The sequence below is a fragment of the Nocardioides sp. NBC_00368 genome (assembly GCF_036090055.1).
Taxonomy (GTDB): Bacteria; Actinomycetota; Actinomycetes; order Propionibacteriales; family Nocardioidaceae; genus Nocardioides.
The window spans coordinates 1,083,544-1,098,257 of the sequence record NZ_CP107970.1; the positions used below are offsets into that span (position 1 = coordinate 1,083,544).

16 protein-coding genes are annotated in these 14,714 nt (G+C 70.5%); 12 read left to right on the top strand and 4 right to left on the bottom strand.

Annotation, left to right across the window (positions count from 1 at the left end):
• The first annotated feature begins 15 nt into the window (after nucleotides 1-15).
• Nucleotides 16-1,623, top strand: a complete 1,608-nt coding sequence (locus tag OG984_RS05070) for a GMC family oxidoreductase (protein WP_328530546.1) — start codon at nucleotides 16-18, stop codon at nucleotides 1,621-1,623.
• Nucleotides 1,623-2,435 (top strand): enoyl-CoA hydratase/isomerase family protein, encoded by an 813-nt coding sequence (locus OG984_RS05075; RefSeq protein WP_328530547.1) that lies wholly within the window; start codon nucleotides 1,623-1,625, stop codon nucleotides 2,433-2,435. The genes OG984_RS05070 and OG984_RS05075 overlap by 1 nt, the downstream gene beginning before the upstream one ends.
• A gap of 6 nt (nucleotides 2,436-2,441) precedes the next feature.
• Here OG984_RS05075 and OG984_RS05080 read toward each other — a convergent pair whose 3' ends face one another.
• From OG984_RS05080 to OG984_RS05095, 4 genes are read right to left on the bottom strand one after another with little or no spacing between them, the layout of a single operon-like run.
• Nucleotides 2,442-2,636 carry a hypothetical protein gene (locus OG984_RS05080; RefSeq protein ID WP_008360157.1) on the bottom strand — a complete coding sequence of 65 codons (195 nt, stop codon included), beginning with the start codon at nucleotides 2,634-2,636 and terminating at the stop codon, nucleotides 2,442-2,444.
• 5 nt (nucleotides 2,637-2,641) lie between these two features.
• Nucleotides 2,642-2,905, bottom strand: coding sequence for a BON domain-containing protein (locus tag OG984_RS05085; RefSeq protein WP_328530548.1), 264 nt, complete (start codon nucleotides 2,903-2,905; stop codon nucleotides 2,642-2,644).
• Nucleotides 2,902-3,642, bottom strand: a complete 741-nt coding sequence (locus tag OG984_RS05090; RefSeq protein ID WP_328530549.1) for a metallophosphoesterase family protein — start codon at nucleotides 3,640-3,642, stop codon at nucleotides 2,902-2,904. Before OG984_RS05090 ends, OG984_RS05085 begins: the two co-directional genes overlap by 4 nt.
• Nucleotides 3,635-4,228 carry a nucleotidyltransferase family protein gene (locus tag OG984_RS05095; protein WP_328530550.1) on the bottom strand — a complete coding sequence of 198 codons (594 nt, stop codon included), beginning with the start codon at nucleotides 4,226-4,228 and terminating at the stop codon, nucleotides 3,635-3,637. The genes OG984_RS05090 and OG984_RS05095 overlap by 8 nt, the downstream gene beginning before the upstream one ends.
• A 71-nt stretch (nucleotides 4,229-4,299) precedes the next feature.
• Here OG984_RS05095 and OG984_RS05100 point away from each other — a divergent pair, with 71 nt between their 5' ends.
• From OG984_RS05100 to OG984_RS05145, 10 genes are all read left to right on the top strand, one after another.
• Nucleotides 4,300-4,848 (top strand): TetR/AcrR family transcriptional regulator, encoded by a 549-nt coding sequence (locus OG984_RS05100; protein WP_328530551.1) that lies wholly within the window; start codon nucleotides 4,300-4,302, stop codon nucleotides 4,846-4,848.
• 1 nt (nucleotide 4,849) lies between these two features.
• A complete protein-coding gene (locus OG984_RS05105; protein ID WP_328530552.1) occupies nucleotides 4,850-6,082 on the top strand; it encodes a cytochrome P450 in 1,233 nt (410 codons plus the stop codon).
• Nucleotides 6,083-6,227: 145 nt separating this feature from the next.
• Nucleotides 6,228-7,043 (top strand): SDR family oxidoreductase, encoded by an 816-nt coding sequence (locus OG984_RS05110; RefSeq protein WP_328530553.1) that lies wholly within the window; start codon nucleotides 6,228-6,230, stop codon nucleotides 7,041-7,043.
• The gene (locus OG984_RS05115; RefSeq protein ID WP_328530554.1) at nucleotides 7,040-8,395 is read left to right on the top strand and encodes a cytochrome P450; all 1,356 of its coding nucleotides are present in this window, start codon (nucleotides 7,040-7,042) and stop codon (nucleotides 8,393-8,395) included. The genes OG984_RS05110 and OG984_RS05115 overlap by 4 nt, the downstream gene beginning before the upstream one ends.
• Nucleotides 8,392-8,616, top strand: coding sequence for a ferredoxin (locus tag OG984_RS05120; protein WP_328530555.1), 225 nt, complete (start codon nucleotides 8,392-8,394; stop codon nucleotides 8,614-8,616). The genes OG984_RS05115 and OG984_RS05120 overlap by 4 nt, the downstream gene beginning before the upstream one ends.
• 1 nt (nucleotide 8,617) lies before the next feature.
• A complete protein-coding gene (locus OG984_RS05125) occupies nucleotides 8,618-9,247 on the top strand; it encodes a hypothetical protein (protein WP_328530556.1) in 630 nt (209 codons plus the stop codon).
• Nucleotides 9,244-10,728: an aldehyde dehydrogenase gene (locus OG984_RS05130; RefSeq protein ID WP_328530557.1), complete on the top strand. Its 1,485-nt coding sequence runs from the start codon at nucleotides 9,244-9,246 to the stop codon at nucleotides 10,726-10,728. Before OG984_RS05125 ends, OG984_RS05130 begins: the two co-directional genes overlap by 4 nt.
• A gap of 349 nt (nucleotides 10,729-11,077) precedes the next feature.
• Nucleotides 11,078-11,824 (top strand): SDR family oxidoreductase, encoded by a 747-nt coding sequence (locus OG984_RS05135; protein WP_328530558.1) that lies wholly within the window; start codon nucleotides 11,078-11,080, stop codon nucleotides 11,822-11,824.
• Entirely contained in the window at nucleotides 11,821-13,101 is a 1,281-nt protein-coding gene (locus tag OG984_RS05140) for an NAD(P)-binding domain-containing protein (protein ID WP_328530559.1), read from the top strand. The genes OG984_RS05135 and OG984_RS05140 overlap by 4 nt, the downstream gene beginning before the upstream one ends.
• Nucleotides 13,098-14,708, top strand: a complete 1,611-nt coding sequence (locus tag OG984_RS05145; protein ID WP_328530560.1) for an FAD-dependent oxidoreductase — start codon at nucleotides 13,098-13,100, stop codon at nucleotides 14,706-14,708. Before OG984_RS05140 ends, OG984_RS05145 begins: the two co-directional genes overlap by 4 nt.
• The last annotated feature ends 6 nt before the right edge of the window (nucleotides 14,709-14,714 follow it).

Consider the following 14,714-nt stretch of genomic DNA (forward strand, 5'->3'; position numbering starts at 1 on the left):
GAGAGAGAAGTGAACATGGAAGCCGACTACATCGTCGTAGGAGCCGGGAGCGCGGGGTGTGCCACCGCCCGCAGGCTGGCCGAGAGCGGTGCCAGCGTGATCGTGATCGAGGCGGGCACCAAGGACACCGCCTTCGGGATCAAGAACCTCCTCGAGCTCCCCGGCGCGGTCGCCGCGATGCTCTCCACGCCACAGCTCAAGAAGCTGGTCGACTGGGGCTACAAGTCGGTGCCGCAGAGCGCCGCCCTCGACCGGGTCATCCCGATGACCCGCGGCAAGGTGCTGGGCGGCTCGTCCTCGATCAACGGGATGCTCTGGGTGCGCGGCAACCGGCAGAACTTCGACGACTGGGCGGCCGACGGCGCGACCGGCTGGTCCTACGACGACGTGCTGCCCGCGTTCAGGCGGATGGAGGACTTCGAGGGTGGCGCGGACGAGTTCCGCGGCGAGGGTGGGCCGGTGAAGGTGCGCTACCAGAAGGACCTCACCCCGGCCGCACAGACCTGGCTCGAGGAGGCGCCCAAGCGGCTCGGGGTCAGCGCGCTCGACGACTACAACGGCAAGGAGCAGGAGGGCGTCGGCGTCGTCCAGCTCTCTGCGTCCGAGGGACGCAGATACTCCGCCTCGAAGGCCTATCTGCGCGAGCCCCTGGACAATCTGCTGATCCTGACCAAGGCGCAGGTCACCCGCGTACGCATCGAGGGCTCGCGCGCGACCGGCGTCGAGGTGGTCGGCGCCGACGGTGAGAAGCAGGCGATCCGGGCGACCCGCGAGGTGATCGTCTCGGCCGGCGTCTACGGCTCGCCGCACCTGCTGATGCTCTCCGGAATCGGTCATTCCGGCCACCTCCGTGAGCACGGCATCGAGGTCCACGCCGACCTCCCGGTCGGCGACAACTTCCACGACCACCTCTTCGTGCCGGTCTCCTTCCGGATGGACTCCGCGCTGCGGCGGCCCACGCCCGCCTACTTCGCCGCCGGCTTCGCGAAGTCGCGGCTCACCCGCAAGGGCTGGGCGGCCGGCTCGCAGTTCGAGGCCTTCGGATTCGTACGCAGCGCCCTGGCCGGCCAGGTCCCCGACCTGCAGCTGCACGTCCTCTACTGGGTCTACCCGTTCCCGAACCAGGACGGCGAGAAGGCGATCCGGCCGCCGACGAGCAGGCCCGGCCTGTGCATCCTGCCGACGCTGATCTATCCCGAGAGCCGCGGCACCGTACGCCTGGCCAGCGCCGACCCGTTCACACACCCGCTGCTCGACCCGGCCTACCTGAGTTCGGGCAAGGACACCGAGGTGCTCCTGGACGGGATCGCGAAGGTGCGCGAGATGATGGTCGGCCTCGGTGACAACCAGGGCGAGATCACGCCCGGCCCCGACTACGCCGGCGCCGAGGCCACCCGTGAGCTGCTGCCCAACATCGTGCACAGCGTCTACCACGGCGTGGGCACCTGCCGGATGGGCTCGGACGAGCGTGCGGTCGTCGACCCGTCGCTGCGCGTGAAGGGCATCGACGGCCTGCGGGTCGCCGACGCCAGCGTGATGCCCTCGATCACCGGTGGCAACACCAACGCGCCCGCCATCATGATCGGGGAGCGCGCCGCCGACCTCATCCTCGGGGCGGCCTGATGTCCGACCTGTTGCTGAGCGAGGACCGCGACCGCGTCCGTACGCTGACCCTCAACCGACCCGACCAGCTCAACGCCTTCAGCCAGGCCCTCTACGTCGCGCTCGCCGAGGCGTTGCGCGCCGCCGACGAGGACCCGGAGGTGGCAGTCGTCCTGCTGACCGGGACCGGGCGGGCCTTCTCTGCGGGCACCGACCTGATCGAGATGAAGGAGACCGCCTCGAGTGCCGGCGAGGATGCTCGCGAGGATGCCGGCGACGGCGCCTCTCACGGGTTCATCGGCCTGCTCGACTCCCTGGTGGCGTTCTCCAAGCCGCTGGTCGTCGCGGTCAACGGGCTCGGGCTCGGCATCGGCGCGACCCTGCTCGGCTACGCCGACCTGGTCTTCGCCTCCACCGCAGCGAGGTTCAAGACGCCATTCACCACGCTCGGGGTGGCGCCGGAGGCGGCATCGAGCTTCCTGTTCCCGCGGCTGATCGGTCGGCAGAACGCCGCCTGGATGCTGATGTCGGGGGAGTGGGTCAGCGCGGCGGAGGCTCAGCAGATGGGACTCGTGTGGCGGCTCACCGACCCCGACGAGCTCCTCGCCACCGCGTGGGACCATGCCGCCACGCTCGCCTCGCGGCCGATCAGCAGCCTGGTCGCGGTCAAGGAGACGATGACCGCGTCGCTGCGCCCGGGGATCGAGGCGGCCCGGGAGCTGGAGAACGCCAAGTTCGCCGAGCTGCTGGGTGGGCCCGCCAACATCGAGGCGCTCGTCGCCTTCGCCGAGGGGCGCGAGCCCGACTTCACGAAGCTTCCGCCGGGGGCCTGAGCGGGCTCAGCGGTGGGAGCGAGGCCGGTGGTCGAAGCTTCCGTACCGGTCGCGGCCGTCGAGATGGTACTCGCGCTCCATCTCGGTGAGGTCGTGCTCGATCTGGCGGCCGCGACGCCGGTCGAGGAAGGCGGCGATCAGCATCAGGACGGTCCAGAACACGATCATCCCGATCGTGACCGCGATGACAGCGCTGTTCATGGGGATCAGCTCCTCTGTGGTGGGTCGATCTTCTCGTGGCCGGGCCCGCCCGGACCGGGCTCGGCGCTGAGCATGATGTGGTCGATGATCTCGAGTCCGGGCTCGTGCTCCCTGACGACCTCGAGGACCGTGCCCCGACGCTCCTCGGAGGCGACCTCGCCGGAGACGACGAGATGGTCGCCGCGTACCTGGACCCGGATGCCCAGCTCGTTGGTGCGTGGGTCGGTCGCGATGTCGCGCTCCAGATCTCGTGCCAGCTGTTCGTTCATGCCGACCTCCTCGGGACGACGTCGTAGACGCGGAACGCTGCCTGGATGACGGGCTGGGCGACGTTGCGTACGGGGACCCCGGCCGGGGTGAGGCCCTTCTCACGTCCGGCGTGGGCATGGCCGTGGAGAGCCAGGTCGACGCCGGTCTCGTCGATCGCCTCGCCAAGCCGGTAGTTGCCGAGGAACGGCCAGATCTCCTTCGGCTCCCCGACCAGGGTCTCGTCGACGGGAGCGAAGTGCGACAGGGCGACGGTCACGTCGGGCTCGTCGCCGAGGTCGTCGAGGGCTTTGCGCAGCACGTCGGCGGTCTCGATGCCGTGGCCGGTGAAGGCCTTCATCTGCGGCTCTCCGAAGTCGGCCGCGGAGCGGCCGAGGAAGCCGAGACAGAAGCCCTTGACCCCAGCGACGCCGAGCCGGCCGGCGTCCGTGTCGATGGTGGTCGAGGTGCCTTCGAGCACGGTCATCCCGCGGTCCTCCAGCAGTCGGGTGATGTCCCGTTCGGCCCCGGAGTGGTAGTCGTGGTTGCCGAGCACGACGAGGACGGGCACGTCGGCGACGCCGAACTCGTCGGCGAACGCCTCGGCCTCCTCGACCGTGCCGTGCTGGGTGAGATCGCCGGCAACGAGCAGCGCGTCGGCCTCTGCGGAGATTCCCTCGAGCAGTGGTGCGTAGCGTCCTCGCAGGTCGTCGGCGAGATGTACGTCGCCGACGGCTGCCACGCGAATCGGGTCAGGCATCGTCGCCTCCCATACTGCTTCCTTCCATGATGGCGAGCGCGTCCAGCAGGCCGAGCGCGGTCTGTGCGAAGGGGCTCCGCTTCGCCTCCTGTCGCACCAGCTGCCAGTCGATCTGCTCGCGCAGGGCGCGGGCGCAGCCGAGGATCGGCGAGAGGTCGCAGGCATGCTCGCTCAGCGCCAGCATGCGCGAGATGAGCAGGTCCGTCGCCGACATGACGGGCATGGTCACGGAATCGACCGGAAGCTCGGTACACCGCACCAGCAGCCCCTCGTCGACCGGCCCGGTCGGCAGCCGGTGGATCAGGTCGACGACCACGGTGTCGCGTCCGACCTTCACCAGCCAGTCCTCGGGGGCGGTGACCGAATCCATCCCGTTCTCGGTCAGCGCCTGCACGGCCTCCTCGACGCAGTCCTCGGGCAGGACGAAGTCGACGTCGTGGGTGCTCTCCGGTCCGCCACGGGTCCAGACCGCGTAGCCGCCGGCCAGTGCGAACGGGATCTCGGCGGCCTTCAACGTCGCGCCCACCCGCTTGAGTACGTCGCGTTGTCGCTGGAGCTCCTCGCCCAGCACGTCAGTTCTCGGCATAGAGGTGCGGTACCCCGAACCGGCGCCGATCACCCCTTGTCGAAAACAAGAACGTGTTCTAATCTGGACACGTGTCCAGCGCAACGAGCATCCGACAGACGGAGACGGTCGAGCGACTGTTCGCCGCGGGCCTGCAGGAGCTGCGTGAGGTCGGGCACGAGGCGCTCACCATCCGCGCGGTCGCCGCGCGGGCCGGAGTCTCCTCGGCGACGGCCTACACCTACCTCGCCTCCAAGAGCCGCCTCTTCGCCGAGCTCTTCTGGCGCCACCTCACCCAGGCCTCCTCGACGATCCTGACCGGATCGCGTGTGGAGCGGGTGCAGGGGGCCGTACGCGGCCTGACCACGAGGATCGCCGAGGAACCGGCGCTCGCGGCCGCGGTCACGCCGGCGCTGCTGGGCAGCGATGCCGACGTCGAGCGGCTGCGGCTGCGGATCGGGGGCGAGTTCGCCGCCCGGTTCGAGGCGGCGCTCGGGGACGGCGCCGAGGATGCGGTGCGCGAAGCGCTGCTGCTCGCCTTCTCGGGCGCGCTGCTGCAGGCGGGCATGGGCCTGATGACCTACGACGAGATGGCCGACCGGCTCGCCCCGGTCGTCGCCGTGATCGTCGGGGAGGAATGAGATGACGACCATCACCACCGAGATCTTCGACCCCTACGACTACGACTTCCACGAGGACCCTTACCCGGTCTACGCCCGGCTTCGGAAGGAGGCGCCGCTCTACTACAACGCCTCCGACGACTTCTGGGCGCTCTCCCGGCACGCCGACGTGCACGCCGCGATCAAGAACGACGTGACCTTCTCCAACCGGATGGGGGTCTCGCTCGACGCGAGCGCGTGGAACGCCGACGCCCACCGGGTGATGTCGTTCCTCGCCCTGGACGGGGCCGCGCAGACCCGGCTGCGCAAGCTGGTCTCGGCCGGGTTCACGCCCCGGCGGGTCCGCGAGCTGACGCCGCAGATCCAGGCGATGGCAGACCACTACCTCGACGCGCTGGCCGTGCTGTCGGCGGATGCCGGGGAGGTGGACTGGATCGCGGAGCTCGCCGGAAAGCTCCCGATGGACGTCATCTCGGAGATGATGGGCGTTCCCGCCGCCGACCGGGACGAGGTGCGGCGGCTGGCCGACCTGGTGGTGCACCGGGAGGACGGCGTACGCGACGTGCCGGAGGCCGGGATGACGGCCGCGCTGGAGCTGATCGGCTACTACGCCGAGATGGTCGCGCAGCGGCGCAGGCAGCCGCGCGAGGACCTCACCTCGGCGCTCCTCGAGGCCGAGGTCGACGGCGACCGGCTGCTCGACCACGAGGTGATCGCATTCCTGTTCCTGATGGTCGTGGCCGGCAACGAGACCACGACCAAGCTGCTCGGCAATGCGCTCTTCCACCTCGGCGCCCATCCCGCCCAGCTCACGGACGTCTTCGCCGATCCCGCCGACACCACACCGGTCGGCTCGTGGATCGAGGAGACCCTGCGCCACGACACCTCGAGCCAGATGCTGGCCCGCTACGTGGCCGAGGACGTCGAGCTCCACGGCCAGGTCGTGCCGGCCGGATCGAAGCTGCTGGTCCTGCTCGGCTCGGCCAACCGCGACGAGCGGGTCTTCACCGCGCCGGACGTCTTCGACATCCACCGCCCGCCCGAGGAGCTCGGCAGGATCATGAGCTTCGGCGTCGGCCGGCACTTCTGCCTCGGCGCCAACCTCGCCCGGCTCGAGGCCAAGGTCGTGCTGGCTGAGCTGGTGCGGCGTACGTCCGGGTTCGAGGTCGACGCCGACCGGGCCGTCCGGGTGCACTCCACGAGCGTGCGCGGCTTTGCCCGGTTACCTGTCTCGTTCACCTTGAGGGCGCGATGAGCGCCGTGGATGCTCACCGAGTTACCTCGGTGAGCGGTGTGGACATCCACCGAGGTACCTCGTTGAGCGATCACTTCCTTCGTGGAGTTCCGCGAAGGAAGTGCGCAGTCGCCGAGTTACCTCGGTCAGCATCCCGGGAGGACGCATGAGCAAGTACGCACAGCCCGACCGCCGCCCGGCGGTGATCACGGGGGCGTCGTCGGGGATCGGTGCGGAGACTGCGAAGACGCTGGCCGCGGCCGGATTCCCGGTCGCGCTGGGGGCTCGCCGGGTCGACCGGGTCGAGGAGATCGCCGCCGCGATCCGGGCCGACGGGGGAGAGGCGGTGGCGCACCCGCTCGACGTGACCAGTGACGACTCGGTGGCCGAGTTCGCCGCGAAGGTGACCGCCGATCTGGGCGATGTCGAGGTCGTGGTCAGCAACGCCGGCGTCACTCATCCGGGCGCGACCGTCGACGTCCCCACCGAGGCCTTCGCCGGCCAGGTCGACATCAACCTCCTCGGCGCCCACCGGGTCCTGCGCGCCTTCGGGCCGGGGATGATCGAGCGGCGCCGCGGCGACCTGGTCTTCCTCTCTTCCGACGTGGCGGTGAGGCCACGACCCTTCATGGGCGCGTACGCAGCCTCGAAGTGGGGCCTGGAAGGCATGGTTGCCGCGCTCCAGATGGAGCTCGAGGGCACGGGCGTCAGGGCTTCCGTCGTGCGCCCCGGCCCGACCCACTCCGACATCGGCAACGAGTGGCCCGCCGAGCTCGGCGGGTTCGTGCTGGAGCAGTGGGTCCGCTGGGGCCTGGCCCGGCACCCGCACTTCCTCAAGGCGCGCGCTCAGGCCGACGCGATCACGACGATCGTGACCGCTCCGCGCGGCGTCCACATCAGCACGATCGACGTCAACCCCGAGGCACCCGTCGTTCCCGAAGGGGCCGGGGAGCGAAGCGACCGGCGGCAGGAGAGAGCATGACGATCCCCACCGTTTCCACCGTCCTGGACGACCACGACCCGAGCGTCCCCGAGATCATCCGCGGCACCAGGCACCTGCCCGAGATGCGGGTCGACCCGATCTCGCTGTTCACCCGCGTCCGCGAGGAGTGCGGCGACCTCGGCCGCTTCCGGCTCGCCGACAAGGACGTCGTCCTGGTCACCGGTGCCGAGGCCAACGAGGCGTTCTTCCGGGCGCCCGACGACGTGCTCGACCAGGCGGCTGCGTACCCGTTCATGACGCCGATCTTCGGCAAGGGCGTCGTCTTCGACGCCTCGCCCGAGGAGCGCCAGCAGATGCTGAAGAACCAGGCGCTGCGCGGCGACATGATGCGCGGGCACGCGCAGACGATCGAGGCCGAGATCCGCCGGATGATCGCCGGCTGGGGCGAGGAAGGGGAGATCGACCTGCTCGACTTCTTCGCCGAGCTGACCATCTACACGACCTCGGCGTGCCTGGTCGGCAAGCCGTTCCGCGAGGAGCTCGACTCCTCGTTCGCCCAGCACTATCACGAGCTCGAGCACGGCACGGACGCGATCGCGTACGTCGACGCGTACGCGGACATCGAGAACTTCCGGAGGCGCGACGCCGCCCGGGAGCGCCTGGTCGCGCTCGTCCAGGCGATCGTCGACAAGCGGGTCGCCCGGGGCAAGGTCCCGCGTGAGGAGCGCGACCTGCTCGACGTACTGATCTCGATCGACATGGACACCGACACCATCACCGGGATCTTCATCTCGATGATGTTCGCGGGCCACCACACCTCCTCGGGCACGGCGTCCTGGGCGATGATCGAGCTGCTGCGGAACCCCGAGGTCATGGGCGATGTCGTCCAAGAGCTCGACGAGCTGTACGCCGACGGCAGCGAGGTCTCCTTCCAGGCGCTGCGTTCCATCCCGGTGCTCGAGGCCGCGCTCAAGGAGACGCTGCGGCTGCATCCGCCGCTGATCATCCTGATGCGTCTGGTTCGCGAGGACTTCGAGCTGCTCGGCGAGACCATCCCGGCCGGCACCCTGCTCGCCGCCTCGCCGCGGGTCTCCAACCGGATCGAGGAGGACTTCCCGAAGGCGGAGGCCTTCGACCCGTCGCGCTACATCGACCCGCGCCAGGAGGACATGCAGAACCGCTGGACCTGGATCCCGTTCGGCGCCGGCAAGCACCGCTGCGTCGGCAACGCGTTCGCGATGATGCAGATGAAGGCGATCTTCTCGGTCATCCTGCGCGACTACTCGTTCGAGGCGGCGCAGCCGCTGGAGTCGTACGCCGACGACTTCACCAAGATGGTGATCCAGCTCCAGCAGCCCTGCCGGGTCCGCTACCGGAGGAGGCGGTCGTGACGCTGACCGCTGACCTGGGTCTGTGCCAGGGGCACCAGGAGTGCCTCGCCGAGGCACCGGAGCTCTTCGGCTTCGACGAGGACGGCTATCACGTCGTCGTACGCGTCCCCGACCCGTCCGCAGACCAGATCGCGGCCGCGCGTGCGGCCGTCAAGTACTGCCCGGCTTTCGCTCTCACCCTGGTCGAAGCGGAGCCCGAGACGATCAACAGGGAGGACTGACATGGACCGCACCGAGATCGAACGGTTCTGGGCCGAGTGGCTCGACCTTAACCGTCAAGCAGAGGCTGAGGGTGACTGGGCGCCGCTGGCCGACGCGTACGCCGAGGACGCGACGTACGGCTGGATGTATACCCCCGACGAGCACTTCATGGCCGTGGGTCGCGAGCAGATCCGGGAGTGGGCGCTCGGCACCGAGATGGCCGGGCTCGAGGGCTGGCACTACGACTACCAGGCGACGGTCATCGACGACGTCAACGCGATGGTGATCGGGTTCTGGAGGCAGCGGGCCGGGATCGTCGACGACGCGACCGGCGAGGAGTACGAGATCCTCGGCATCGGCGGCTCCTGGTTCGGCCTCACGCGGCGGCCCGGCGGCGACGGGCTGGAGTTCGCCTGGCAGCGGGACTGGTTCGACCTCGGGTCCACCGCGACCACCTTCCTCGACATCGTGAAGGCCAAGAAGGCGACCGCGGGGCTGCTGGAGCGGATGTCCCTCAACGGCATCGAGCAGCCCGGTCACTACCGCCTCGCCGACCTGCCCTCGACCGTCTGGCCGCCACCCGTCGCGGCCGGGAACTTCGTGACCCAGAGCAAACCGTCTCTGGCTTCGCTTCGACAGGAGCCCGTGTGACGAACCGAAACCCCACCAACCCGCCCGCCCAGCAGCTCGTCGACGGCAAGCTCGGCGCGGCCGCATCCGGCGAGACGTACGCGATCCTCAACCCGGCCACCGGACAGGAGATCGGCCGCGCGCCCGACTCGACGGCCCAGGACATGGACGCCGCCATCGCCGCCGCGCGCCGGGCCTTCGACGAGACCGACTGGTCGACCGACGTGGCGTTCCGGGTTCGCTGCCTGCGCCAGCTGCACCAGGCGATCCTCGACAACGCCGCTGCGCTGCGTGAGCTGACGACCGCGGAGGTCGGCGCGCCGGCCTTCCTGGTGGCCGGGCCCCAGTTCGACACCCCGGTCGACACACTGCGGTGGACCATCGACCTGGCCGAGTCCTACGAGTGGTCGCGAGATCTGGGGGTCGGGGTCACGATGGGCATCTCCTCGCGCCGCACCGTGCGCAAGGAAGCTGTCGGGGTGGTCGCGGCGATCACGCCGTGGAACTTCCCCAACCAGATCAACCTGGCCAAGATCGGGCCGGCACTGGCCGCGGGCAACACCGTGATCCTCAAGCCAGCACCCGACACCCCGTGGCTGGCCGCGGAGCTCGGACGCCTGGCCGCCGAGCACACCGACCTGCCTCCGGGGGTGTTCAACGTGGTCAGCCCGCGCGACAACCGCGTCGCCGCCATGCTGGCCGAGGACCCGCGGGTCGACCTGGTCTCCTTCACCGGCTCCACGGCCACCGGCCGGGCCATCATGGCGGCCGCGGCGCCGAACCTGAAGAAGGTCTTCCTCGAGCTCGGCGGCAAGTCCGCGGCGATCGTCCTCGACGACGCCGACGTGGCCTCGGCCGCGTCGATGGCGGCCTTCTCGGTGGCCGTGCACGCAGGTCAGGGCTGTGCGCTGACGACCCGGCTGCTGGTGCCCCGGGCGTCCTACGACGCGGCCGTCGAGGCCGCCGCCGCGACCATGTCCTCGCTCGGCGCGGGCGACCCGGCCGAGCCCGGCACGATCTGCGGCCCGGTGATCTCCGCGGTCCAGCGTGACCGGATCCTCGGCTACCTGGCGCTCGCCGAGGAGGAGGGCGGCCGCATCGCCACCGGCGGCGCTGCCGCCGTCCAGGAGGGTGAGCTGGCCGCGGGGTTCTGGGTCCAGCCCACGGTGATCGCGGGCCTCGACAACACCGCCCGCGTCGCCCGCGAGGAGATCTTCGGCCCCGTGCTCACGGTCATCGCGCACGACGGCGACGACGATGCCGTACGCATCGCCAACGACTCGCCCTACGGCCTCTCCGGCTCGGTCGAGTCCGGATCGCTGGAGCGCGCGAAGTCGGTGGCCGCCCGGATCCGCACCGGCACCATCGGCGTCAACGGCGGCCAGTGGTTCGGCCCCGACGCCCCCTTCGGTGGCTACAAGCAGTCCGGCCTCGGCCGGGAGATGGGCGTCGAAGGCTTCGAGGAGTACCTCGAGACAAAACTCATCGCGGAGCCGGCATGAAACCCCCGACCCGGCGCATCTGCCCCAGGAAATCCCGCCCACTCGGCCCGTATGTCCCGCAGCCGACCGCCCAGTCGGCGCATCTGTCCCGGCTGAGGGCCTCGAGTCGGCGCGTATGTCTCATCAGGCCCGTCCTATCGAGGGCGGTCGGGACATTTGCGCCGACTGGGCACGGGGTTGTGGGACAGATACGCCGAGTGGACGCGGGTCTGCGGGGCTGTTGTGCCGAATGGGTGGCGAACGCTGGGACAGATGCGCCGAGTCGGCGGGGTGATCTGGGGCAGACGCGCCGGGTCGGCGGTGGAGCTTGGGACAGACGCGCCGGGTCGGCGTGGGAGAGGACGGACGGATGAGGTTCGAGGGCAAGGTTTTCGTCGTCACCGGGGCGGCGCAGGGGATCGGCGAGGCGTACGCGAAGGGGCTGGCAGCCGAAGGGGCCGCCGCCGTGGTCGCCGATCTGAACGAGGAGAAGGGGCAGCAGGTCGCCAAGGAGATCGAGGCGGCCGGGGGAGTCGCCAGGTTCGTACGCTGCGACGTCTCCGACCACGCCTCCGCGGCCGCGCTGGTGGCCGAGACGACCGAGGCGTACGGCGGGATCGACGGTCTGGTCAACAACGCCGCGATCTATGGAGACATGGCCTTCGACCTGCTCATCACCGTCGACTGGGACTACTACGAGAAGTTCATGAGCGTGAACCTCAACGGTGCCCTGGTGATGACCCGCGCCGTCTACCCGGCGATGCAGAAGCGGGGCGGCGGCGCGATCGTCAACCAGTCCTCGACCGCGGCCTACCTCTACTCCGGTTTCTACGGGCTGGCGAAGGTCGGCATCAACGGACTGACCCAGCAGCTCGCCCACGAGCTCGGTGGGATGAACATCCGGGTGAACGCGATCGCGCCGGGGCCGACCGACACCGAGGCGACCCGGGTGCAGGCCGGCGACGCGGCGCGAGAGATGACGAAGGGCATGGCGATCAAGCGCCTCGGCACCACCGAGGACATGGTCGGGACCGCGAAGTTCCTCCTCTCCGAGGAGTCCTCGTGGATCTCCGGGCAGATCATCGCCGTCGACGGTGGAGGGACGTTCCGGCTGTGAGCACGGCGAAGGGGACACGCGCAGGTTTTGTGGGGCTGGGCAACATCGGCAAGCCGATGGCGCTCCGGCTCGCGGGCACGGACGGGATCGAGCTGTGGGTCCATGACATCGCCGAGGAGCCCGTCGCCGAGCTCGGTGCCGCCGGTGCGAAGACCGCCGCCTCGGTCGGCGAGCTGGCCTCGGCCGTCGACGTGCTCAGCGTGATGGTGCGCGACGACGAGCAGGTCCGCCAGGTCATCGCCGAGGTGATCGCGGCCGACCGCTCGGAGCAGCCTCCGTTGACGGTCCTGGTGCACTCCACGGTCGCCCCGGAGACGCCTGCCGCCTTGGCCGCGACCGCGGAGCCGCACGGCGTGCAGGTGCTCGACGCCCCGGTCTCCGGCGGCCCGATGGGGGCGGCCGAGGGCACCCTGGCGATCCTCGTCGGCGGCACCCCCGAGGCGTACGCAGCCGCCGCACCGGTCCTGGCGGCGATGGGCACCAAGGTGGTCCATGCCGGTGAGATCGGTGCGGGGACCAGGCTGAAGCTGGCCCGCAACCTGCTCCACTTCGCCTCGTTCACCGCCGCGACCGAGGCCCAGCGTCTCGCCGAGGCGGCCGGCCTCGACCTGGTCGCGCTCGGGGAGGTCGTACGCCACACCGACGCGATCACCGGTGGCCCGGGCGCGATCATGCACCGCGACACCACCGCACCGATCGAGGAGACCGACTTCTGGCACGGCGTCTTCGGTCACGTGGTCGCGCTGGGGGAGAAGGACCTCGGCTTCGCGGTCGCGCTCGCCGACGAGCTCGACGTCGACGTGCCGCTCGCCCGCCTCGCGCTCGAGCGCCTGGCTCCGGGGTTGGGGATGCCCTCCACGACGTCGCCACCGGTGGCGGACGACAAGTTCGCCGACCTCCCTGAGGCGCGGGCCCGGGGACTGCGGAAGATGGAGGAGGTCTACGGCTTCGACATGGCCGATGGCGAGGGTGACTTCTTCCGCTACACCGCCGACCACCTCTTCGGCGACATCTGGCAGCGCCCGGGCCTGACCACGCGCGACCGTCGGCTCCTGCTGATCGGCCTGCTCGCCGGCAGGGGCGCCGCCGACGTGCTCGGGATCCAGATCCCCGCGGCGTACGCCAACGGCGAGCTGTCCGAGGACGAGCTGCGCGAGATCGTGGTGTTCCTGAGTCACTACGCGGGGTGGCCCGACGGGGCCAGGATGAACACGGTCGTCGAGGAGACGATCGGAAAGGCCCAGCGGAAGGCCCGGCGGAAGGCTCAGCGCTCATGACGTACGTCATCACCCAGTCCTGCTGCAACGACGCCTCCTGCGTGGAGGTGTGCCCGGTCGACTGCATCCACCCGGGCCCGGACGAGCCCGGGTTCGGTGCCGCCGAGATGCTCTACATCCACCCCGACGAGTGCATCGACTGCGGCGCCTGCGAGGACGCCTGTCCGGTCAACGCGATCTTCCCGGACTACGAGGTCCCGGACGCGTTCGCGCCCTACGTCGACATCAACGCGGCCTTCTTCGAGTTCACCGGCGAGCAGGACGAGCCCGCCCCGCTGCCGCCGCCCGGCGCGAAGATCGCCGGAGGCCCGCTCAAGGTGGCCGTGGTGGGGGCCGGCCCGGCCGGTTGGTACGTCGCCGAGGAGCTCGCCGCCACCCGCCGCTGCGACGTCGAGATCACTGTCATCGACCGGCTCGCGACCCCGTACGGTCTCGTCCGCTACGGCGTCGCGCCGGACCATCTGGACACCAAGGAGATCGTCTCCGGCTTCGCGAAGACGGCCCGCCATCGCCGGGTGCGGACGCGCTACAACGTGGAGATCGGGCGCGACGTCACCCACGAGGAGCTGCTCGGCGCCCACCACGCGGTCGTCTACACCACCGGTGCCGGCGAAGGCCGCAGCCTCGGCCTGCCGGGGGAGGAGCTGCCGGGCTCGACGTCGGCGGCGGAGCTCGTCGGCTGGTACAACGGCCATCCCGACCGCGCCGCGCTCACGTTCCCGCTCGCGCACGAGCGCGCCGTCATCATCGGCAACGGCAACGTCGCCCTCGACCTGGCCCGGCTGCTGCTGGCCGACGAGGAGACGCTGCAGGCCTCCGACCTGGCGCCCGCCGCGCTCACGGCGCTGGCGGCCAGCGGTATCCGCGAGGTCGTCGTCACCGCCCGTCGAGGCGCCGAGCACGCCGCCTTCACGAGTCCCGAGCTGCGGGCGCTGGCCGACGACCCCCACCTCGACGTCGTGGTCGACGAGGCCGACCTGGACGGACTGCCGACCGAGGCGGACCTGAGCGAGCGTGACGCGGGCACCTTCGCGGCGCTGCAGAAGGCCGATCTGCTCCGCGATCTGGCCGCCCGGCCGCGTACGGACGCTGGGAAGCGGCTGGTCCTCCGCTTCGGCCTGACACCCGCCGAGATCCTCGGCGCCGACACCGTCGCCGGCGTGCGCTTCGACACCGGCGAGGAGATCGAGGCCGGGCTGGTCGTCCGCGCCACCGGCTACCGCTCGGCGGGCATCGACGGCGTGCCGGGCGAGGAAGGCTCCGGCCGTTTCCTCCACGAGGCCGGCCGGGTCACCGGCGCGCGGGCCACCTACACCGCCGGCTGGGCCAAGCGTGGCCCCAGCGGCGTGATCGGCACCAACCGCGCCTGCGCCGCCGAGACCGTACGCACCCTCCTGGACGACCACGCCGCCGGCTCACTCACGGACCCGGCCGGCGAGTCCCTCGACGACCTTCTCGCGGCACGCGGGGTGGTCGTCGTCGACCAGAGCGGCTGGAACACGCTCGACACCCACGAGCGCGAGTCCGGCAAGGAGATCGGTCGGCCGCGGGCGAAGGTGACCGACCGGGAGGAGCAGGTGCGCATCGCTGCGCTTGCCCGCGTTTGACCCGCG